We start from the raw sequence: 22,860 nt of genomic DNA, 5'->3' as shown, positions 1-22,860 counted from the left end.
TTATATTAGGGGATTAAATGCATTTAATAGCTAGAAAAATAAAAACACTTAGTAAATTAGTAATATATAAAAATTGGAATGTGCTATTGCATAAAATTCCTATATTAAGATTCGCATTAAATGCCACAAACTATATTCCACACCCAAATAAATATAAGATGATATTATTAGGAGGACATGGTTTGGGGGTAAATTCTTTTGTTTATTATTTGAATAAGATTAATATCAAAACAAGCTCCATTACCAATAAGCCATTTATATTTTGGGGTGATTTACAATGTATATTAGTGGATTCTATAAATACAAAATATACAAATAAGATATTATCAAAGTTGACATATAAGGTTATGGTATATCAACTAGTAAGATGTCCTATATCGACTATCAAAAGCGTAATAAATGTGCTTATATTGAATTATATTTCTATATTAAATAATAAAGATGATGTTTATAATCTTTTATTAAAAACACTAGAAAATAATCATTTTATGATATTCCATTTCACCAGCATAAATAAACTAATTAGCCACATAACACTACAAAAACAATATATAACAATGAATGATATTAATGATGACAATTTCCCTACAACATTAGAAAAAATAAGCAAAGAAATAAATGCGAATTGGGGGGGGCAGAACGAATTAAATGATAAAGAAAGTGTGGTTAAAGGCTCTACTTTTTTTAGATGTTTTCCACATATTTTCACTATCGATAATGTAAGATTCGCTCTAACCATAGAATCCAAAATATATGCATCTAGACCGCAAGAAATCGATTTATCAGTAATACAATTTAGAAAACCCTATCTAATAAAAGATTCTTTTCATATATTAAGAAATAATATAATCTATAAACATTACACAAACTATCCATTGGTTTTATTAAAACTAGGTAATAAGAAAATCCAAATAGAGAGATTTAATAATGCAATCAATGCGGAAATAGAAAAATATTTTACATATCTTGATAATATATTATATAAACATCAAATATTATCCTTGGATAAAGACGAGATTATAGAATTTTTGTATAATAATCCTTTTGGTATCACATTAGCAAAACAAATTCATAGAGAATTGCAGATATTAAGAGATGATAATATTGCGTTATTAGATGATTTTAATGATACTAGGGAATTTCTAAATAAATTTAATATTGATATATATTCAAATGTAATATAAGGCGATGTATGAAAATATACAATGTATATAAAAAATTAAAAAATAGAGAGTTTAAGCTACTTATTCGCGGAATAGCACTTAGAATCATACCTGCTTGGTTAGATAAAATGCTCCCAATCCCGCAAAACTACTCATTTTTTCTAATAAGCACACATGGCAGTGGTTTTCACTCATTATTATATTATATAGCATTATGCTCCACCCCCCCCCATCACAAATAGATAAAAAACAAAAGTATAATAATATTCTACCTTTAACAATGCTATCTTTGCACGGAGAATATTTTGATAATAAAACAACATTAAGAATATATTGGGAATTATTTAGAGGATATGGATATGCAAAATGGGGAATTACTATAGATGGATATGATGAAAATAAAAAAGATTATATAAAATCACATATTAAGAATAAAGCTCCCGCTATATGCCTAATAAGATGTCCAATTGAAACTATTATATCTGGAATAAACTATGGTATTGGTAGAAGTATAATAGAAAATAGATTTAATAGCACATTTGATTATATGGGATTATTAAATGATGAGCGATTTCTTAAAGATACAATCTATTTTACAAGTAATATCAATCAAATCAAACACCATATAGATAAAATCATATATATTGATACAACAATGCTAATGAAAAATAATGCTTATCAAACAATAAAGAAAATAGCAAAAGAATTAAATATAAATCCACCCAATAATGAAAAACTTTTAATAAATGTAAATGATACATTCACCAAATGCTTCCCATATAAAATCAATATAGATAATAATGAAATACTAATATCGCCATTTGAGGGGGAATTCTCACTAATAGACTATGACAAAACGCATTATAATATGAAAGATACAAGATTCTATATACAAAGAGATTATATACCATCTAGATTCCCAGATAGGATTCTACATATATCGAGTGATAAAGAAATCATTGTGTCAAATGAATTATTAAATAAAATACATAAGAATATTGAATTATATTTAGATAAGGTAGAATCTATGCAAAAATATTATGATAAATATAAGATTAATAAAAATATCTTATTTGAATATTTAGTTAAGAATCCAAAAGTCTTAGAAAAACTAAAGATTATATTAGCTAAAGAAACAAGTATGATAAAAAATGATGCTTTACATATATTTAACTCTTGGATATACTACCAAGAATTTTTGGAGTTATAAATTTATGCAATATATTAAAAAATGTAAAACAGTAATAAATCTAATACGGGGAAAGCGATGGGGTGCTTTTTGGGATAAGTTGCCTTTTATCAAGCAAATACTTAGTTCTACAAATCTTTTGCCACATAGAAGTAACTATAAATATATCCTAATAGGCGGACATGGACTAGGAATGACTGCATTTTTTTATTATTTAGAAAAATTAGGTGCAAAACCATTGGAGATTTGGAGTTATGAAATAGTTAGACCATTTGTATTTTATAGAAAATTTGATGGTATGGTTTTAGATAAAGCCCCGCTAAATTCACAAAGTGCCAAGATTCTTAAAACTTGCACTAAAAAAGTGCCATTATATCAACTCATTCGCGACCCAATATCTACAATAAAAAGTAATGTTAATGTAACAATGTTTCATAGTATTTCTAGGATTAATAACAAAAATGATGCAAATAATATGCTAGTAGATGTTATCAATAATATTTCACATTTGATGTTTTATTTTGCTTCTACGCGAGATTTGGTAAATCATATAGTTTGCGATGTAACCTATATAAAAATGAAAGATATAGATGATAAAAATATGCCTAATACATTAAAAGCTTTTGCAAATAGATTTGATTATAACTATTCTAGCCTAAATGGGGGGGGGGGGAATGAGAGTGTGATAAAAGGCTCTATTTTCCCTAGGTGCTTTCCACATATATTTAAAATTAATGATTTTATATTTATTATCTCAACATTATCAAGATTAAACGGAAGAAGCAGAAAAGAAATGGATATAAATAGCGATATAACAGAAATACGAACGAGAATAAACAAAAAGTTTTTTGTTATCGATGATAATATTATTATAAAAGGATATGAGGAATATCCATTAGTTTTAGCAACTTTTAATAATACTCTTATTCCAGAAAACATCTTAGAGCAAAGCAAAAATACAGCTACACAATATATAGATTTTGCACTAAAAAATATTAATAAGCATAAGGAATTATGTTTTGATGAAAATGGAATTATTGATTTTTTATTAACAAAAAAAGAATTTGCTAAAAAACTAGCGATAGAAATCCACAATCAACTACGATATATAAGACAAGAAAGCCCAGAATCTTTAGAGGAATTCGCTCATACAAAAAGATTTTTAGATGTATTTGGTATTGATATAAATTCAAATAAAGGAGTTTTATGAAACAAGGTGATTTTACAGAAGTTGCAAAATATTATATAAATAGACCAGCCTATAGCTCAATGCTTTTAGAAAAGCTTTATTTATGTGTGAATCCAAAACAAATTAGTAAAAATGATTTTAAGGTTGCAGAAGTTGGTGCAGGAACAGGAAAATTAACTAAAATGTTGGCTAATTTTGGTTTTAATGTAACAGCGATTGAGCCAAATGATGCTATGAGAGAAGAGGGACAAAAATACACTAAAAACACATCGATAGTATGGAAAAAAGGAGATGGTGAAAATACACAAATGCCGGCAAATAGCTTTAATTGGGTTATTATGGCTAGCTCTTTTCATTGGACTGATTATACAAAATCACTCCCAGAATTTAGAAGAATACTAAAAGATGATGGATATTTCACAGCGATATGGAATCCAAGAAATATAGTAGAGGATTCTATATTTTATGAAATAGAACAAGAAATAAAGAGAATTATTCCAGAGCTACAAAGAGTAAGCAGTGGAAAGCAAAATACCAAAAAATGGGAGGAGATTCTCATCTCAACAGGTGATTTTGAAGATTGCTTTTTTATGGAATGCGATTATATTGAAATGATGAGTAAAGAAAGATATATAGGAGCTTGGCAATCCGTCAATGACATACAGGCTCAAGCAGGAGAAAAGAGATGGAAAGAAATAATGAATATGATAGAATCTAAGATTAAACATCTTTCTATTATAGAGATTCCTTACAAGATTCGTAGCTGGAATGTCAAAAAAATAAATCAAAACAAAGGAAATGAAAAATGAAAAAAATAGTAGAACAACATTGGGATTACACAAAACACGCAAAATTTTATGAATTTAGACCAAATTATGCACTAGAGAGTATTGATATGCTAATATATTTGGTTAGTCGTAATGGGGGGGGGGGCGAAGCAAATTAGCGTAGCCGATATTGGTGCAGGAACAGGAAATTTAAGCATAATGTTATTAGAGCGAGGTTTGAGTGTTACATCAGTTGAGCCAAATGATGCTATGAGAGAAATAGGCATAGAGCGAACAAAAGGAAAAAATATAAAATGGGTTAGAGCTATTGGGGTTGAAAGCACATTAGAATCTAACAGCTTTGATTGGGTTACCTTTGGAAGTAGTTTTAATGTTATGGATAGACATAGTGCATTGAAAGAAACACATAGGATTTTAAAAAATGATAGATATTTTTCATGTATGTGGAATCATAGAGATTTAAGCGACCCTATTCAGGAAATCGCCGAAGAGATTATAATGGATTTAGTTCCTAAATATGAACGAGGCGTTAGGAGAGAAGACCAACGACCAATTATTGAAAGCCATAAAGAATTATTTGATAATATTATTTATTTGGAACAAGATTTTTATTTTCATCAAAGTATTGAAAATTATATAAATGCTTGGAAAAGTGTTAAAAATCCATATTGGGATTTAGAGACAAAAGAGGGATTAGAATTATTTAATAAAATATCCTATCAAATGAAACATAGACTACCAAGTGAATTTGATATTAAATACACTACTAGATGTTGGAGTGCTAAAAAGGTTAATTAATAAATCATTAAAAGGAGTGATTTGATTTGAAAAAAATATCATTTGCAAGCAAGGGCGAGAATCTAGCAAATCTAGCCCCTTTACTTACAAAAGCAAAAATTTTGCCATTATTAAATATTTATGATATTCATTCTCCTAATATTATAAAACAAATCAAATCATTAGGAAAAAAGGTTATTATTAGAAGCTCAGCAAAAAATGAAGATACGATAAATACTTCTAATGCTGGGGCATTTTTAAGCATTCCCAATATTAATACTAATGATGAAAATGCCATAAATAAAGCATTAAAACAAGTAAAAGAATCTATGGGGGGGGGCAGTAAGGATAATCTAATATTAGTGCAACCTATGCTAGAAAATATCTATATATGTGGTGTTGCATTTAGCGTAGATAAAGATAATAATGCTCCATATTTTTGTATAAGCTATGATAAAAGCGGTCAAACAGATTCCGTTACAAGTGGCAGGAAATCTAATTTAACTAATTTAGTTATTTATAGGACACATAAACCACAAGATAAGATACTATCAAATCTCATAGATGCGATATTTGAATTAGAAGAGATATTTGATAATCATACACTTGATGTAGAATTCGCTTTTGATAATAATAAAACCCTATATATCTTACAAGTTCGCCCTTTGGTTATGCAAAATAAAGAAAATCTTTTTTCTTGCGTTCCATATAAATCACTAAAAAGACTTGAAGATAGAATTGATGTATTATCACAAAAACACCCTCATATACTTGGGGATAAAACCATATTTGGTGTTATGCCTGATTGGAATCCTGCAGAAATAATAGGACTCAAGCCAAAGCGACTTGCGACTTCTCTATATAAAGAATTAATAACAGATAATATTTGGGCATATCAAAGGGATAATTACGGATATAGAAATTTACGCTCTCACCCGCTAATGTATTCATTTTTAGGAGTTCCTTATATCGATGTAAGATTATCTTTTAATTCATTTATACCTAAAACTTTAGATGAAAATATCGCAAATAAATTAGTAAATTATTATATAGATTCATTGGCTAACAAGCCTTATTTGCACGATAAAATTGAATTTGAGATAGTATTTTCTTGCTATGATTTGAATCTTCCTAAAAAATTATCCAAACTAAAAGATTTTTCATTTAATCAAAATGAATTAAAAAGAATAGAATTCTCCCTTCTTACCCTAACAAACAATATATTAGATGTCAAAAATGGACTTTATCTTAAAGACCTAAATAAGATTGGATATTTAGAAAATAGATTTAATGCCATTATGGAATCTAATCTAAGCTTAATAGATAAAATATATTGGTTGGTTGAGGATTGTAAGCGATTTGGAACATTGCCGTTTGCAGGGATTGCTAGGGCTGCATTTGTAGCAATGCAGATGTTAAATTCATTAGTAGATATTGGATTTTTTAGCATACGAGAAAAAAATAAATTTTTATTATCGCTAAAAACTATTAATAAAGAGCTGGGATATGATGTTTATAGAATGCAAGAAAATAAATTATCCAAAAAAGAATTTTTACGCAAATATGGGCATCTAAGAGCTGGTAGCTATAATATACTATCGCCTACTTATGAGAAAGCTTTTGATGAGTATTTTTCACATAATACACAAATGGTAGATAATTTAGAAGAAAAATTCAAGTTAGATTCTAGTGCAAAAAAAGAATTAAATATATTATTAACACAAAATGGATTGTATTTAGATGCTGATGAATTATTTGCATTTTTTAAGATTGTTATTGAGGGGAGGGAGTTGGCTAAATTTAGATTTACTAAATTTTTATCAAAAATTCTTGATTTAATAGTAATCTTAGGTAATGATTTAGGTATAGATAAATATGATTTAGCACATCTTGATATAAAAAATATCTTATCCTTACAATCTATTTTATATAAAAATGACGCAAAAGATAGATTTATAAATGAGATTACAAGACATAAAGAAGAGTATCTAACGACTCAAGCCATTAAATTACCTCCTGTGATATTAAAAGGAAGTGATATATTTTATTTTCAACATTTAAAGGTAGAGCCTAATTTTATAACACAAAAAACAATAACAGCTATGAGTGCAAATGAAAATGACAATATCTTAGAAAATAAAATAGTGCTTATAGATTCTGCTGACCCGGGATATGACTATCTATTTACTAAAAATATAGCTGGGCTTATTACTTGCTATGGCGGTGCAAATTCACATATGGCAATTAGATGCTCCGAACTTTCTTTGCCCGCAGTAATTGGCGTAGGCGAAGAAAAATTTGCCATCTATAAAAAAGCAAAAAAGTTAAAAATAGATGCACTAAATAATCAAGTATTTATATTATGAAAAATATTACTATAGGAATAACACAGCGATTAGAAAAAAACTCAAGTTATTATGAGATAAGAGAATGTTTAAGCTTGGAGTGGGGAAAATTTTTAAGAGATATTGATTTTATCCCTTTAAGCTATTCTATACCTTTTAAAAAATACCAACATAGGATTCAAGCAGTTATTTTTAGTGGGGGCAATGATTTATATAAATTAAATAATAATGAGCTAAGCCACATAAGAGATAATTATGAAAAAGAAATAATTAAATATTGTATTAATACTAATACGCCCTTATTGGGTATATGTAGAGGTGCACAAATACTTAGCGATTATTTTAATTCTACACTAAACCCGCTGCCAAATCATATAGCCATAAATCACGACATAGTATTAGAATCTAGGATTTATAGTGTAAATTCATACCATAATTTTTGTATTACTAGATTAGGAAGTGATTTATTACCACTAGCAATTGCAAAAGATGGCTCAATAGAGGCATTTAAGCACTCAAAATTACCAATATTTGGGATAATGTGGCATATTGAGAGAGAGAAAATACAAACATTACCAAGTAAGATTATATGGGAAAATTTTTTAAAGGAAATAAAAATATGAAAGCATTAATACTTGCTGCTGGAAGAGGAACTAGGCTTGCTCCATTGACAGATTCCATACCAAAATGTATGGTTTTATATAATAACAAACCAATAATAGATTATGAGCTAGAAGTATTAAAAAATAATGGCATTTCATCAATAGCTGTTGTTGGTGGATATTTAAACGATGTATTAAAAAAATATGTTAATACGAAAATAGAATATTTTTTTATAAATGATAATTTTCATAATACAAATATGGTATCCACAATGTTTTGTGCAAAAGATTTTATGAAATTATGCATAGAACAAAAAGAAGATTTAATCATCTCGTATGCTGATATTATCTATAATGATATAGTGGTTGAAAAACTAAAAAATTATAATGGTGAATTTGGCGTCATTATCGATAAAGATTGGCATAAACTTTGGTCAAATAGATTTGAAAATCCACTAATTGATGCAGAAACATTAAAATTAAAAGATAATAAAATTATAGAAATTGGCAAAAAACCAACACATATAGATGAAATACAAGGGCAATACATCGGTCTTTTTAAAATATCATATAGCTTTTTAGAAACAATGATTGCATTTTATGATAGCTTAGATAAAAATGCAGTATATGATGGTAAGGACTTTGATAATATGTATATGACAAGCTTCATACAAAAATTGATAGATAGATTTAATAATATTGAGCCTGTATTTATAAATAGAGGTTGGGTGGAAATTGATAGCCCCAAAGATTTAGAGATGAGATTATGAATGAGATTCTACTAAAAGTAATAAATACTATATTAAGAGCAGGAGAAGTTACTCTAAAACATTATGGAGAAATAGATTTTATACTAAAAGATGATAATTCTCCACTAACAAAAGCAGATATAGAATCTAATAATATAATTATTGGCGGATTAAAAGATATTAGCAGTTTTCAAATCAATTCTGAGGAATCTCCGCTAGATTATAGTATTAGAAAGAATCTAGAATATTTATGGTTAGTAGACCCACTAGATGGCACAAAAGATTTTCTAGCAAAAAATAATCAATGGACGATAAATATTGCACTTTTAAAAAATAATATCCCCATATTAGGCGTTGTATATGCACCTGCTATAAATGAAATGTATTTTGCATATAAAGATAATGGTGCTTATTTTATAGATTTATCCAAAACAAAGGATTTTAAAAAAGCCAAAAAATTAAATAAAGATTCTAAAAATTTAATCGCACTTGATAGTAATTTTCATAGCACTAAGGAAACACAGGAATTTTTTAATAAATATCATTTAAAAGTAGTAAAACTTGGCTCTTCTCTAAAATTATGTGCGATTGCTAATGCCAAAGCAAGTATTTATCCAAGGTTTAATGGCACTAAGGAGTGGGATACCGCTGCTGGTGATATTATCCTAAGGGAGAGTGGTGGAATCATAATCGATAAATTAACAAAAAAGCAATTGCTATACAATAAAGAAAATATTAAAAATAATCACTTTATCGCATTTGGCAAAACGCAGATTAATCAAAAAATATATAAAGATTTTATGGAAGCTAACACAGATTCTAGTGATAAATAGATTTATAAAGTTTATGTTCTATAAATATTTAGCGAGTTTTATAAAGTGGCCGGGAGAGAGGGATTCGAACCCCCGGAGGTGTTACCCTCAACGGTTTTCAAGACCGCCGCTTTCAACCACTCAGCCATCTCCCGAGACTTTGTAACAATATTAAAAATCGAAATTAAGAGTAAAATTTTGATTATGGAGGCGACACCCAGATTCGAACTGGGGAATCAAGGCTTTGCAGGCCCATGCCTTACCACTTGGCTATGTCGCCTAAATAGAATGGTGCCCGAAGCCGGACTTGAACCGGCACGGAAGCAATATCCGAGGGATTTTAAGTCCCTTGTGTCTACCAATTCCACCACCCGGGCAATAATCCAAATTTATAATATTTATAATGGAGCGGGAAACGAGGTTCGAACTCGCGACCCCAACCTTGGCAAGGTTGTGCTCTACCACTGAGCTATTCCCGCAAAAATCATTAAAATAAAATTAGAATTATAACTAAAAAAAACCAAATTACAATATATTCTAAAAATTTAAAGCTTATAAATATTTTATTCGCTTCGTAATGTGCTAAGTGGATTTATCTCTGATGCCCTAAGTGAGGGGTAATATGACGACGCCAGCACCACCAAAATCGCCCCAAAAATAGTAGAAATAATATCGATAAACGAGATATGAAGCGGGAGCTTCGAGCTACCATAGACATCAGCTGGAAGCGAGATAATAGGGAATGTGCCTAACGCCCAAAGTGCGATAGACGCCAAGATTAGCCCAAAGATTATCCCGCCAAAGCCGATTGCATTCCCCAGCCAAAAAAAGGTCTTTTTAATATCTCTCTTACTTGCCCCAAGCGAAAGCAATAGGGCAATCTCCCTCCGCCTCGTCATAATTACCATCATAAGAGAGCTTATGATATTTAGCGACGCCATAATAATTATTAGCATTAGCACGATGAAAAGTGCGCGTTTCTCTAACGCAATCGCACTAAAAAAGTTCCCATTCTGCTCCCACCAGCCCACTACGCCAACATCTCGTGCGAGATAGTTTTTAAGTGCCTCAATATCGCTCATTGGATTCTTAGAAAACACATGGATTCCATCATAAATATCGCTCTCAAAGCCTCGAATCTTCTGCAATGTGGCGATATCCACATACATATAGCTCGTATCATAGGAGCTAAGCCCGGAGTTAAAAATGCCCTCTAAATTAAATCGCTTCATCGTTGGGATTAGGCTCATGCCCCCTGCTTGGAGCTGGGTGAAAATCACGGTAACTTTAGAATCTAAATTTAGTGCGGAATCCCTAACTAGTCGTTCGCCTAGAATTATGGCGTTTGCGGTGGTTTCGCTTGAATTCTCGGTGTTTTGGCTTGATTTTTGGGCGATTTGGGCGGCTTGGGAATCTTCGCCATTTATCGCTGGACTCTCGCTTACATTCTTGCCATTTGTCGACTGACTTCCGCTATTTGCCCCTAGATTCTCGCTATTTTGGCTTAAATTCACAACATTTCCGCCATTTCCGCCCACAGCTTGGCTTAAATTTAGACTTTTCACGCTACTATTTAAAACACGATTTACACTCATCTCACGCCTAAAATCAATGCCATAAATCACCCCAGCATTGAGATTCCCGCCAACCTTAATCGCCCCTTGAGAGCGGACATATGGGCTGAACTTCAAATCGCTAAATTTAGATTCCAAATTGTGCAATAGCCTTGAATCTACCGCTCCATAGCCCTTTGCAAAGATAGTAATTGGGTAATTCATCACAGAGAGCCTATCTTCAAAATGCTTTATCATGCCCTCCATTATCGCCATTGCCACGATTAAAACCATAATCCCAACGCCCACACCGAGAAACGCCAAAATCGCAGTAATCGAAATAAACGGCTGCGTCCTATCAAATCGCAAATACCGATAAATTAGAAACTTAAATAACAAGTTACGCCTTTGTGTTTTTTACAAATTGGATTATATCTTTTTTTTGTGATTTTATAAGTGCTACTATATAGCCTCTTTTGATAATTTTTCAATGCAGTTTTTGGCGATATCGCAACACTTTTTTCTATCTCAAATCCTATAAATTTAATTTCGCCCTATTTTTTTTGTGGATTTTCATAGATTTCGCAGATTCTATGGGGTTATAAAACGCTTTCATAAACTCTTGCGCGATATAAAAGCTCATAAGCGGCGGGACTGCATTACCGATATGTGCGTAATTAGCCCCATTGCTACCATAAAAAATAAAATTATCTGGGAAGCTTTGCAATCTAGCACATTCCCTAACGCTCAATCTCCTATGTAAATTTGGGTGTGGGTGAATGACCGCTCCGCCACCTCTGCTACCTCGCCCAGTTATTGTGGGAGATGGCTTATCCCAGTCTAACGCCCTATTTCCTATGTATCCATTGATTTTTATTTTGTGATTAGAGCCTATATGATTTGGGATAGCAGAATCATAATCTAGCGGTAAATTGCCGATAGCATCTTTTAGTGTTTTTGGCGTTTTACTCTGTGGAGTGGGGAAATCTATATCGTTTGGAATATCGTTACGCACTCCAATAATAATAACCCTCTTGCGATTCTGTGGGACAAAATAATCGCTCGCATTTAAAATCTTATGTTTTACTCGGTATCCGCAAGATTCAAAGCTCGGCAATATCTTTTCGTAAAAATGTTCTCTAAATCCCTTGCCACTTTGAATCCCAGCTACATTTTCCACTAGAAAATACTTTGGCTGTTTTGCTTTTAAGATTCTTGCATATTCCAAATAAAGCTTGTTGTAGCTTGAATCTAGATTCCTATTTTTGCCATTTGCGATTGTAAAGCCAAGACAAGGGAATCCGCCTATTAAAACATCGGCATTTGGCACTTCGCTAGAATCTAGCGTATAAATATCTTTACAAACAATGTGATTGCCGATATTTTTAGTATAAGTTTCACACGCCTCTTTATCAATATCATTTGCAAAAACTACATCAAATCCAGCTTGCAAGAATCCCAAATCAAGCCCACCACAGCCTGAAAATAAACTTATTACGCTCGGTTTCAAATCAAACTCTCATAATTTTTGTCAAATTCGTTAAAAATATGGTTTAAATCTTTCAATATCAAATCTTTATATTTTTTATCTTTTGTGAGAAAATTGATATAACTTTGGTGTAGCTTATAATCAAACTCGTTAATTAGCCCAACAACGCTATCTTTTAAATACGAAAAATCTAAAAAGATTTTTTTAGTGCATTTTGAAATCAACGCATTTCTGTCGATTCTAATAGAATTGCCCTCATAGCGATTCACAATCTCCAAAAGGTCATTTTTATTTTTGCTATGTTCTTTAAAAATATCTACAATTTCATATCCATTAAAAAAATAAAGATTCATTTGATTATCTTTTTTAATCACAAGCAATAAATCATCACTATAAATAAACTCTACCATTTGATTAAATTTCTCGCGAAAATTCTCATAGCTAGAAAGCGTATCTACTAATTGCAAAAGCTTTAAAAACTGCGGTTTGCTACCTACACCAGCCCCATCTATTGACTTTCTTTCACTTAGATAATTATCCACTTTTAAAGAATCAAATAAGACTTTTTTCTCAAAACTGCCCATATTGATTTCTGTATTTTTATCAATAAGCGTTTTTACTGAAAAGCAATAGGAATTTTTAAAAATAATATCCGCCTTTTCTCTACGATTTGAAGCGATTTTGTCTTTAACATTAGTGAAATAATCGCTAACTTGATAGTTTAGATTCTTCCTTTGCTGTGTGTCTGCGACCACTCCATTAAAAATAATCGCCAAAAGGTCTTCAAAAACTCTAGCACTGGTTTTTCGCTTTGAAACTTCATCTGAGCTAATAAAATTATAGAGATAATTATAAATATACAATGTGTAAAATTTATTTTTGTGCTGTTCCAAATAGCTAAAAAAATCATAAATTTTATCAATGCTATTGATATTTTTAGATATTGCATTTTTTTCTATCAAAAATTCACTGATTAGCTTAATTGTATTTAATTCTTTAAACATTTACATTAATTCCTAGCATTAAAAAATATTTGTTAGATTCCGCTCCAATTTGGAGCAGAATCTACAGAATCTACAGATTCCGCACTTCTAGCCATTCGCTAAGACGCCTTTTTTGGGTCCGCTTTTGCCGTGGCATTGCTTATATTTCTTGCCACTTCCGCATGGACATGGGTCGTTTCTAGCGATTTTACTGCTTTTTGCACCGCCACCGGAAACACCGCCAGACACTCCATTTAAGGCAGAATCTTTATTGAACGAAATATCGCTATTTTCGCTCTCCAAATCCGCCAACATCGCCTTTGCCCTCTCCTCATCCTCCTTGCTCTGCTCTCTTAGGCGAATGATATGTATCATTTTGCTACTTTCAATTTTTAGATTATCTTTTAGCTCCAAGAATAGATTGTAGCTCTCCTTTTTATACTCGATTAGCGGGTCTTTTTGGTTATAGCCACGAAGTCCAATGCCCGTTTTCAAGTTATCCATAATATACAAATGCTCCCGCCAAGTGGAATCTAGCACTTGGAGATAAATGATTTTTTCTATCTCTTTCCTCTGCTCTGGGTTTAATCGCCCCATTTTGGCTTCGTAATCGCTTTCAATTTGACTAATTATAGATTCCCTTAGTTCGCCCACATTTGCGACACTCTCTATATTTACCTCGCTGCCAAAATCCTCTTTTATTTTTGCCCTCAAACCATCTTTATCCCAAGATTCGCCTTCCATAATATTTAGGAACGCAAAGGCATTATCCACGCCAAACTCCCTGTCCTCCTTGATTTTCACGCTCAAGTCGTATTCCTCATCAAGCAATTTATTTCTAAATTTATAGATGATTTTTCGCTGCTCGTTTGCGACATCATCATACTCTAGGATATGCTTTCGTGCCTCAAAATGCATTGTTTCGACCTTTTTTTGTGCGTTTTCAATCGAACGCGTTACAAAGCCGGAATCTATAGATTCCCCATCTTTCATACCAAGTTTCCCCATTAGGTTTTTTAGCTTATCACTGCCAAAGATTCTAAGCAAGGAATCTTCCAAGCTTAGGAAAAACTGCGACGCACCCGGGTCGCCCTGCCTACCGCTTCGCCCTCGAAGCTGATTATCAATCCGCCTAGATTCGTGGCGCTCAGTGCCGATTATAAATAAGCCTCCAAGATTCCGCACTTCCTCATCGATTTTTATATCCACGCCCCTACCAGCCATATTTGTAGCAATCGTTACTGCCCCAAGCTTCCCAGCGTCCTTGATAATCTCAGCTTCCTTTTCATGCTGCTTGGCATTTAGCACGGAGTGTGGAATCCTGCTCTTTTTAAGTAGCTCGTGGAGTTTCTCGCTTTTTTCAATACTCGCCGTGCCTATCAAAATCGGCACACCCTTTTTATGTAGCTCCACGATTTTATTACACACCGCATCGAACTTCTCAGCCTCGCTTTTGAAAATCAAGTCATTATGGTCTTTGCGGATATTTGGGACATTTGTGGGGATACTAACCACATCTAAATTATAGATTTGCAAGAACTCCGTCGCCTCCGTTTGTGCCGTGCCGGTCATGCCAGATAGCTTGTCATACATTCTAAAATAATTTTGGAATGTGATGTCTGCTAAAGTCTGGGATTCCTCTTTTATATCTACCATTTCCTTTGCCTCTAAGGCTTGGTGAAGCCCCTCGCTAAATCGTCTCCCCTCGCTAAGTCGCCCAGTAAATTCATCTACAATCACCACCTCGCCATCTTTTAGCACATAATCCTTATCTTTTTGGAATAAGAAATTCGCCTTTAAGGCTTGGTCTAGGTGGTGGGCTAATGCGGCATTTTCGATATTATAGAGATTATCAACTTTAAATAATTCCTCCGCCTTTTTTATCCCGCTTTCAGTAATCATAATCGCTCGATTTTTCTCATCTAAGCTAAAATCCGTGTCTTTTATCATCTTTTGAGCCACAGCGTTTGCCAAGCCGTAATTTTCTAGCTTTCGATTTGCTGGACCAGAGATGATTAGGGGCGTCCTAGCCTCATCGATTAGGATAGAATCCACCTCATCTACGATAGCAAAAAAGTGGTGCTTTTGAAACTGCGTGGAGTGCGAGAACTTCATATTATCACGCAAATAATCAAAGCCAAATTCATTATTCGTGCCATAAATCACATCGCAATTATATTGTGCGACCTTGCTCTCCTCGTCCCTCTCCTCGCCAGTTATAATGCCTACTTCATAGCCCAAGAAATTATACAGCGGACTCATCTCACTTGCGTCCCTTTTTGCTAGATAATCATTCACCGTTACGATATGCACGCTTTTTCCAAGCATTGCATTTAGGCTAACAGCTAGAGTTGCCACAAGCGTCTTTCCCTCGCCTGTTTTCATCTCGGCGATTTTGCCCTCGTGCAAGACCATACCGCCGATTATCTGCACATCAAAGTGCCGCATTCCAAGTGTGCGTTTCGACGCCTCGCGAGTTATCGCAAAAGATTCTACTAATGCGTTATCAAGGGCTTTTAAGCCGAGTGTTTCAAATTCGCTGTTGGTTTTTGCCTTTAAATCTAAAAAAGCTTGTTTTAGCTCATCGTCGCTTAAATTTTGCATTTTGGATTCTAGGGCGTTTATCTCGTAGAGTTTTTTTGTGTAGCCATTCAACATTCGCTGATTGCGAGTGCCTAGCACTTTACCTAATATTTTCTGTATCATTTAAAACCTTATAATTTTAAGTTTAAGAATTTAAGGGATTCTAGCATTTTTTAAGATAGAATCTTAATCTTAATTTCTTTAAAGGTAGATTATGAAATATATAATTACTATGTTATTGCTATTTAATGGCTTATTTGCACTAGATTTACAAAATATAAAAGCGGATTTTACGCAAACTATAAGCGGGGAAGATAGCAAAATAACTTATAGTGGGAATCTTATCGTAACGGCGGAATCTATGGCGTTGTGGAAATATAAAAAACCACTTGAAAAATACATATTAATTAATAAAAATCAAATTACCATTTTTGAGCCAAATCTAAATCAAGCGATAATTAGCAAACAAAATAATATCGATTTTATAAAAATTATAAACTCTATGAAAGAGAGCAAAGATGGGCTAATAAGCGAGGTTAATGGGCAAGTATTTCAAATATTTTTAAAAGATAATAAGCCTTATAAGATTAAATACAATGATGAGTTAGATAATAAAATCGAAATAATGCTTGAAAATGTAGAAATAAATCAAAATATTGATAAAAAGGTGTTTAATTTAAACATACCTGAAGATGCTGATGTGATATTTGAATAAAAAATATAAATTATAAATAAAATCTTGTATAATGTAATCTCTTACCATATTTTAGAATAAGGAGTATTTATGTTTAACTTAAGACAATTACCATATGATAAAAATGCCTTTAATGGCGAATTTATAAGCGATAGAACTATTGATTATCATTACTCAAAACATCACCAAACCTATGTGAATAATCTTAATAATCTAATAAAAGGTGGCGAATTTGAAAATAAATCATTATATGAAATAGTGATGAATGCAAAAGGTGGAATCTTTAATAATGCCGCACAAATATATAATCACGATTTTTATTGGGATTGCATTAGTCCTAAAAAAACTGATATATCAAATGAGCTAAAATCTGCTATAGATAGGGATTTTGGGAGCTTTGATAAGTTTAAAGAAGCATTTTTATCACAGGCGACTTCACTTTTTGGCTCTGGCTGGTGCTGGGTCGTCCTAAATGCGGATAACAAATTAGAGATAGTGCAAACAACAAATGCAGATACACCACCTACGAAAAACAATGTTCCAATACTTGTTGTAGATGTATGGGAGCACGCATATTATATTGATTATAAAAATTTAAGAGCGAAATATTTAGAAGAATTTTTTAATCATATCAATTGGCTATTTGTTTCAATTGCTTATGAATGGGCGATTAAAGAAGGTATGGGTTCTGTTAAATTTTATATGAATGACATACATAAAGAGCAAATCTAATCTTATAGAATCTAAATTCTGCATATTTTGGGCGATTTTGGATTCTAGATTCTGCGAATCTTGGGTGATTTGAGATTCTAGAGATTCCACGCTTGAAGTGGAATCTTTTAGTTTCTCTAGTAGTTCTTTTGAAAGCCCATCAAATGGGTCATTTACAATTTTTAAAACATTTTCATTAGATTCTTTTAGTTTGGAATCTAGATTTTTATTTAAAGAATCTAAATTTTATAGAATCTAAGGGGAAACCTCTTAGATTCTCCACTTTTATTTAAACTAATCCGCTTTTAATCTATATCAAGGCAAGTGGCGTTGCTTGTATTCTTGTCTTGTAATTTTTTATGTGGCATTTTATGCATCGCTTGTGTTTCCTTGTGTATATTTGTTCTATATTCATAAAATGCTTTCTCTAATGCCTCTTTTTCATCTTTTGATGCAGTATCTATACGATGTTTAAATTCATCGAAAAATAATTTTCTTTCTTTATGGTATGTTTCTCTTGCTTTTTTGAAATTTTCTTCTTCATTTTTTGCTATATTATCTTCTTGTAATGATTTTATCATATCTTCGTTACTCAATTTTGAATAATCAGTCGCTAATGCTATCCCACTTGCTAAGAGCATACTAGATAATCCTAACATTACTTTTTTCATATTAACTCCTATTTAATTAATAGCGAAATGGTAAATAATAATTATTTAGATTATGTTAAGTTATTAGTGGAATCCAATAAGTATTTTTACTATATAATGCCAACTTTAAGGACAAATTTAAGGAGACAAAATGCAATATCTAAAACAAATCATTAAAACAATGATTGCAAAAATACCAAGTAAAAAAGCCCAAAAGCTTATAAAAACTAGCCTAAAAAAATACCTATCATCTAGCAATTACGCCAATTGTATTTTTTAGATTTTTGGTATTAAAAACTAGCTTTAGAATTCGTTTAAATAAAATCATTCAATTTTCTAGGCTTTATAATTACGATTTAGGGGACGAATATTATGTAGTGCCGAATCTTAAAGTAGATTTATTGATGGCAAAAAATGGCTCAATGGGGGGGGGTAATAGCTAAAAATAAACTTGTAGCTAATTTCAACTTACAAAAACTTCAATTTATCGTAGAAAATATCCTAAATGATGAATACAGCAAGAATCTTTATCTAAGTGCGATATTAAACTGGGTTTCGCCTAATAAAGGACTTTTTATCACGCTTTATTACGACCATATTTGGAAATATTATAAGAGTGTAAATATCGCTAAATCTAGCGAAAAAATCATCGCAAATAATTATGAATTATATCTATATGATTTATCAAAACTTCCTATAATATATATGTTAGATTCAAAAAACCCGCATAATATAACGAATCTAGATTCCAAGAATCCGCTTAAAATCTACTATTCCCAATATGGAATCTTTATTAATTTTATCTTAGAACAATATGCTTATAGGGATTTGATTAGGGCAGAGAGTGGCGATTATGTAATCGATGGCGGGGCTTGCTATGGCGATACAGCACTTTATTTCTCGCATTTGGTGGGAGAAAAAGGCAGAGTTTTTGCATTTGAGTTTGTAGATGAGAATCTAGAAATTTTTAATAAAAATATGGCACTAAATCCGCATATTAAAAATATAGAGCTAGTTAAACGACCGCTTTATGTGGATTCCAAAACTATCGTTTCATATAGTGGCGTAGGTGGCGGAGCAAGAATGAATAAAGACGCAAAACAAGGCATTAAAACAATTAGCATTGATGATTTTGTGAGAGATTATGAGGTTGAAAAAATTGATTTTATTAAATTTGATATTGAGGGTAGTGAGCTAAGTGCATTAAAAGGTGCAAAAAATACTATTCAAAAATTCAAGCCAAAACTAGCCATTTGCCTATATCACAGCTTTAGCGACTATGTGGAAATACCATTATTTTTAAAAGATTTGCTCCCGGAATATGAGTTTTATTTCGACCATTTTACAATAGGATTATTAGAGAGTGTGCTATTTGCAAAAGTAAAACAATAATTTTGCTATAATGCCGAATTTACAAGCAAAAGGCATAATGTGAAAGGCATAATTTTAGCGGGTGGTAGCGGGACTAGGCTCTACCCCACAACACAAGTCATAACCAAACAGCTTTTACCAATCTATGATAAACCGATGATTATGTATCCTTTGTCGGTTTTGATGATTGCAGGGATTAGAGAGGTGCTACTAATCATCACTAAACGCGATATTGAGCGATTTAGATATTTGCTTGGGAATGGCGATTTTTTGGGAATGAAAATCGACTATAAGATTCAAGAAAAACCAAATGGCTTAGCAGAGGCATTTATACTAGGTGCGGATTTTATTGGGGGAGATTCTGCTAGTCTTATTTTAGGTGATAATATTTTTTATGGGCAGGGATTTAGACCTATATTAGAGGAATGTGTAAATTTAAACCCAAAAGATGGCGGGGCGATTACCTTTGCATATCCAGTGAAAGACCCAGATAGATTTGGCGTAGTGGAATTTGATAATGATTTCAATGTAATTAGCCTAGAGGAAAAGCCATCTACTCCAAAAAGTAATTATGCTCTAACGGGGCTTTATTTCTACGATAATAATGTCCTTGAAATCGCCAAAAATATCACCCCAAGCCAAAGAGGCGAGTTAGAGATAACAGATATAAATCTAGTGTATCTTAAAAATCATAAATTGAAAGCAAGAGCACTTGGGCGGGGATTTACTTGGCTTGATGCAGGCACACCAGAATCTATGATGGAGGCGTCAAATTTCGTTGCCACTATTGAAAATCGCCAAAAATACAAAATCGCTTGTTTGGAAGAAATCGCATATATAAACGGCTGGATTGATGAGAAAATATTATTAAAACGAATAGAAAGTCTTAAGAAAAGTGAATACGGACAATATCTAATGGATTTAATAAAGGGCTAATGTGAGAGAGCATATATTAATTACGGGTGGAGCTGGATTCATCGGCTCAAATTTTATAGAATATTTTTTGGAGAAATATAAAAATTATCATTTAATAAATTTAGATTTACTCACATATGCAGGAGATTTGGGGAATCTAAATGGAATCTTAGATAATAAAAGGCATAAATTTATCAAAGGTGATATTTGTAATAGGGAATTAGTGGAGTTTATATTTAAGGAATATAATATTATGGGTGTTATACATTTTGCAGCTCAAACACATGTAGATAACTCAATCAAATCGCCAAATATTTTTATCAAAACAAATATAAATGGCACTCAAAATCTACTAGAATGTGCGAAAAATCACTGGCTTAAAAGCCCATTTTACACAAAAGAAAAATATAAAAATGCTAGATTCCACCACATTTCAACTGATGAAGTTTATGGCTCACTAGGCAAAAAAGGTAGCTTTAGTGAAACCTCACCATATAAGCCAAACTCGCCATATTCCGCTAGTAAGGCTGGAAGCGATATGTTGGTTCGTGCATATAATAAAACATTTGGATTAAATACGATTATTACAAATTGCTCAAACAACTATGGTCCAAAACAGCACGATGAAAAGCTTATCCCAACTATCATAAAAAATGCGATAAATAAACAGCCCATTCCCATTTATGGCGATGGCAAAAATGTGCGAGATTGGCTATATGTAAAAGACCACTGCAAAGGAATTGACTTGGCATATCATAATGGAAAAATAGGACAAACATATAATATTGGCGGAGAGTGCGAGAAAAGAAATATAGATATTGCAAAAATGATTTGCAAAATGCTTGATAGATTACTACCTAAGAGCGATAAATCTAGCTATATAAATCAAATTAAATTCGTGCAAGATAGATATGGACACGACAAACGATATGCGATAGATTCAACTAAAATCGCTAGTGAAATGGGATTTAGAATAAATGGGAATCTAAAGGAAAATCTACATACAACAATAAATTATTTTTTAAATAAATATATGGGGGGGGGGAGTAGCAAAAATAGAATCCCTACTTTTAGATTCGCTTTATTTGCTTTATTTAAACCATTTGTGGCATTTCTCTCATCATTCGCGACATTCACACAAGATTCTAATCGCCTAGATTCTAAAAATCCACTTCTTTTATTTATAGATTACTTTCCATTCTTAAATCTCCGCTTAATAGGCGGTGGAAAATGAAAATCAATAATTTTAATTCAAATGAAAAGATTCTCCGCTATACAAATAAGATTGATTATTTTCTAAACTCCCATAAAACACTAATTGTAACTGAGCTTGATTTAACAAATAAATGCAATCACTTATGCCCGGGCTGTTGTGGTAATAATGAAAATAACGCAGAGCTAAGCAAAAATCAAGTTGAAATAGTTGTGGAAAATCTAAAAAATATGGATAATAAAGGCGTGATTTTATCCGGTGGTGGAGAGCCCACTATAAGCCCACATTTTGAATATGCTATTAGGCTTATCAAAAATGCTGGAATGAATATTGGGCTAAATTCGCACGGAATGAATCTTGATGATGCCAAATGTGAGCTAATCGCCACAAATTTAGAATATTTTAGAATCTCGCTTGATGCAGGAAGCCCAGAAATGTATCTAAAGATTCACGGAATGAAACCCCAGCATTTCCAAAAAACACTAGATAATATTGAGAAATTTGCCAAACTAAAACAAAAAATTGGAAGCAAGATTAGCTTTGGCGTGGGATTCCTAACAAGTAAATTAACAGAATGCGATATGGAAAACTTTGTAAAAATAGTTAAAGAAAGGGGAGCGGACTTCGCACAATTCCGCCCATTTACAGGCGATACTTTAGATATTAGCGATAAATTAGAATCCCTAAAATCAACATATGAAGATGAAAATTTTAAGATTGTAGCAAGCTATCAAAAATACAAAGAAATGCAAAATATAGAAAATCGTGGCTATACTAAATGCCACGGAATGTTTTTTAGCACTGTGATTAGTGCGGATTTTAAGGTGTGGGCGTGTTTGCACTTTAGACAGAGTGAGCGACATTTTCTAGGCGATTTGAGGGAACAGAGCTTGGAATCGATTTGGAGGGGAGCTAGGATTAGAGAAGTTTATAATAATATCAACTGCCACGAATGCCCTATCTTGTGTAGAAATGATAGCTTTAATAAAACCCTAGATAAACTAAGTTTGGATATTGTAAATAGCGAATTTTTATAGCTAGAATCTAAAATGGAGATAATCTCTCAAATATTAAATATGCTAAG

20 protein-coding genes, 4 tRNA genes and 2 pseudogenes are annotated in these 22,860 nt (G+C 32.1%); 17 read left to right on the top strand and 9 right to left on the bottom strand.

Translation table 11 applies throughout. From position 1 onward, the window contains the following. The first annotated feature begins 17 nt into the window (after nucleotides 1–17). The 10 genes and pseudogenes from CCY99_RS08220 to CCY99_RS08175 all read left to right on the top strand — a co-directional run bounded on the left by CCY99_RS08220 (nucleotide 18) and on the right by CCY99_RS08175 (nucleotide 9,635). Nucleotides 18–1,184, top strand: a complete 1,167-nt coding sequence (locus CCY99_RS08220) for a hypothetical protein (RefSeq protein WP_112060933.1) — start codon at nucleotides 18–20, stop codon at nucleotides 1,182–1,184. Between the two features lie 8 nt (nucleotides 1,185–1,192). Further along, nucleotides 1,193–1,405 carry a hypothetical protein gene (locus tag CCY99_RS08215; RefSeq protein WP_112060932.1) on the top strand — a complete coding sequence of 71 codons (213 nt, stop codon included), beginning with the start codon at nucleotides 1,193–1,195 and terminating at the stop codon, nucleotides 1,403–1,405. Continuing rightward, nucleotides 1,378–2,373: a DUF2972 domain-containing protein gene (locus CCY99_RS08210; protein WP_112060931.1), complete on the top strand. Its 996-nt coding sequence runs from the start codon at nucleotides 1,378–1,380 to the stop codon at nucleotides 2,371–2,373. Before CCY99_RS08215 ends, CCY99_RS08210 begins: the two co-directional genes overlap by 28 nt. A gap of 4 nt (nucleotides 2,374–2,377) precedes the next feature. Further along, complete coding sequence (locus CCY99_RS08205; protein ID WP_146744962.1) at nucleotides 2,378–3,562, top strand: hypothetical protein; 1,185 nt, start codon at nucleotides 2,378–2,380, stop codon at nucleotides 3,560–3,562. Further along, nucleotides 3,559–4,350, top strand: a complete 792-nt coding sequence (locus tag CCY99_RS08200; RefSeq protein ID WP_112060929.1) for a class I SAM-dependent methyltransferase — start codon at nucleotides 3,559–3,561, stop codon at nucleotides 4,348–4,350. Before CCY99_RS08205 ends, CCY99_RS08200 begins: the two co-directional genes overlap by 4 nt. Then, nucleotides 4,347–5,127 (top strand): annotated as a pseudogene (locus CCY99_RS08195) (class I SAM-dependent methyltransferase). The gene CCY99_RS08200 and the pseudogene CCY99_RS08195 overlap by 4 nt, the downstream one beginning before the upstream one ends. A gap of 26 nt (nucleotides 5,128–5,153) precedes the next feature. Continuing rightward, nucleotides 5,154–7,472 (top strand): PEP-utilizing enzyme, encoded by a 2,319-nt coding sequence (locus CCY99_RS08190; RefSeq protein WP_112060928.1) that lies wholly within the window; start codon nucleotides 5,154–5,156, stop codon nucleotides 7,470–7,472. Nucleotides 7,473–7,477: 5 nt separating this feature from the next. After that, nucleotides 7,478–8,074 carry a gamma-glutamyl-CDP-amidate hydrolase gene (locus tag CCY99_RS08185; protein ID WP_112060945.1) on the top strand — a complete coding sequence of 199 codons (597 nt, stop codon included), beginning with the start codon at nucleotides 7,478–7,480 and terminating at the stop codon, nucleotides 8,072–8,074. After that, nucleotides 8,071–8,823: a phosphocholine cytidylyltransferase family protein gene (locus CCY99_RS08180; RefSeq protein WP_112060944.1), complete on the top strand. Its 753-nt coding sequence runs from the start codon at nucleotides 8,071–8,073 to the stop codon at nucleotides 8,821–8,823. Before CCY99_RS08185 ends, CCY99_RS08180 begins: the two co-directional genes overlap by 4 nt. Then, on the top strand, nucleotides 8,820–9,635 hold the full coding sequence (locus CCY99_RS08175) for a 3'(2'),5'-bisphosphate nucleotidase CysQ (RefSeq protein WP_112060927.1): 816 nt from the start codon (nucleotides 8,820–8,822) through the stop codon (nucleotides 9,633–9,635). The genes CCY99_RS08180 and CCY99_RS08175 overlap by 4 nt, the downstream gene beginning before the upstream one ends. Before the next feature lie 46 nt (nucleotides 9,636–9,681). Here CCY99_RS08175 and CCY99_RS08170 read toward each other — a convergent pair. The 8 genes from CCY99_RS08170 to secA all read right to left on the bottom strand — a co-directional run bounded on the left by CCY99_RS08170 (nucleotide 9,682) and on the right by secA (nucleotide 16,345). Further along, nucleotides 9,682–9,769, bottom strand: a tRNA-Ser gene (locus CCY99_RS08170). 50 nt (nucleotides 9,770–9,819) lie between these two features. Further along, a tRNA-Cys gene (locus CCY99_RS08165) sits at nucleotides 9,820–9,894 on the bottom strand. Nucleotides 9,895–9,903: 9 nt separating this feature from the next. Then, nucleotides 9,904–9,991 (bottom strand) — tRNA-Leu (locus CCY99_RS08160). Nucleotides 9,992–10,018: 27 nt separating this feature from the next. Continuing rightward, a tRNA-Gly gene (locus tag CCY99_RS08155) sits at nucleotides 10,019–10,093 on the bottom strand. A gap of 84 nt (nucleotides 10,094–10,177) precedes the next feature. Beyond that, nucleotides 10,178–11,566 (bottom strand): ABC transporter permease, encoded by a 1,389-nt coding sequence (locus CCY99_RS08150; RefSeq protein ID WP_258443957.1) that lies wholly within the window; start codon nucleotides 11,564–11,566, stop codon nucleotides 10,178–10,180. Nucleotides 11,567–11,702: 136 nt separating this feature from the next. Continuing rightward, entirely contained in the window at nucleotides 11,703–12,677 is a 975-nt protein-coding gene (locus tag CCY99_RS08145) for a DNA cytosine methyltransferase (RefSeq protein ID WP_112060926.1), read from the bottom strand. Beyond that, the gene (locus CCY99_RS08140; RefSeq protein WP_112060925.1) at nucleotides 12,674–13,660 is read right to left on the bottom strand and encodes a hypothetical protein; all 987 of its coding nucleotides are present in this window, start codon (nucleotides 13,658–13,660) and stop codon (nucleotides 12,674–12,676) included. The genes CCY99_RS08145 and CCY99_RS08140 overlap by 4 nt, the downstream gene beginning before the upstream one ends. Before the next feature lie 87 nt (nucleotides 13,661–13,747). After that, entirely contained in the window at nucleotides 13,748–16,345 is a 2,598-nt protein-coding gene (secA, locus tag CCY99_RS08135) for a preprotein translocase subunit SecA (RefSeq protein ID WP_112060924.1), read from the bottom strand. 91 nt (nucleotides 16,346–16,436) lie between these two features. On the opposite strand from secA, the gene lolA reads away from it, so the two are divergent. Together lolA and CCY99_RS08125 are read left to right on the top strand one after the other, a co-directional pair. After that, on the top strand, nucleotides 16,437–16,937 hold the full coding sequence (gene lolA, locus CCY99_RS08130) for a LolA-like outer membrane lipoprotein chaperone (RefSeq protein ID WP_112060923.1): 501 nt from the start codon (nucleotides 16,437–16,439) through the stop codon (nucleotides 16,935–16,937). A 69-nt stretch (nucleotides 16,938–17,006) separates the two neighbouring features. Next, nucleotides 17,007–17,648: a superoxide dismutase gene (locus tag CCY99_RS08125; RefSeq protein ID WP_112060922.1), complete on the top strand. Its 642-nt coding sequence runs from the start codon at nucleotides 17,007–17,009 to the stop codon at nucleotides 17,646–17,648. A 284-nt stretch (nucleotides 17,649–17,932) separates the two neighbouring features. Here CCY99_RS08125 and CCY99_RS08120 read toward each other — a convergent pair whose 3' ends face one another. After that, nucleotides 17,933–18,298, bottom strand: a complete 366-nt coding sequence (locus tag CCY99_RS08120; protein WP_112060921.1) for a hypothetical protein — start codon at nucleotides 18,296–18,298, stop codon at nucleotides 17,933–17,935. Nucleotides 18,299–18,428: 130 nt separating this feature from the next. Between CCY99_RS08120 and CCY99_RS09970 the strand changes: the two genes are divergently transcribed. The 5 genes and pseudogenes from CCY99_RS09970 to CCY99_RS08100 all read left to right on the top strand — a co-directional run bounded on the left by CCY99_RS09970 (nucleotide 18,429) and on the right by CCY99_RS08100 (nucleotide 22,813). Further along, a complete protein-coding gene (locus tag CCY99_RS09970) occupies nucleotides 18,429–18,557 on the top strand; it encodes a hypothetical protein (protein WP_258443953.1) in 129 nt (42 codons plus the stop codon). A 134-nt stretch (nucleotides 18,558–18,691) separates the two neighbouring features. After that, entirely contained in the window at nucleotides 18,692–19,669 is a 978-nt protein-coding gene (locus tag CCY99_RS08115; protein WP_112060920.1) for an FkbM family methyltransferase, read from the top strand. 39 nt (nucleotides 19,670–19,708) lie between these two features. Continuing rightward, entirely contained in the window at nucleotides 19,709–20,584 is an 876-nt protein-coding gene (rfbA, locus tag CCY99_RS08110; protein WP_112060919.1) for a glucose-1-phosphate thymidylyltransferase RfbA, read from the top strand. Nucleotide 20,585: 1 nt separating this feature from the next. Next, nucleotides 20,586–21,596: pseudogene (gene rfbB / locus CCY99_RS08105) on the top strand (dTDP-glucose 4,6-dehydratase); the annotation flags it as partial. 197 nt (nucleotides 21,597–21,793) lie between these two features. After that, nucleotides 21,794–22,813 (top strand): radical SAM protein, encoded by a 1,020-nt coding sequence (locus tag CCY99_RS08100; protein ID WP_112060917.1) that lies wholly within the window; start codon nucleotides 21,794–21,796, stop codon nucleotides 22,811–22,813. The last annotated feature ends 47 nt before the right edge of the window (nucleotides 22,814–22,860 follow it).

It is taken from the genome of Helicobacter sp. 16-1353, from assembly GCF_003288815.1.
GTDB lineage: Bacteria > Campylobacterota > Campylobacteria > Campylobacterales > Helicobacteraceae > NHYM01.
The sequence above is the reverse complement of the archived record's forward strand: the minus strand, read 5'-3'. Positions and strand labels throughout refer to the sequence as shown.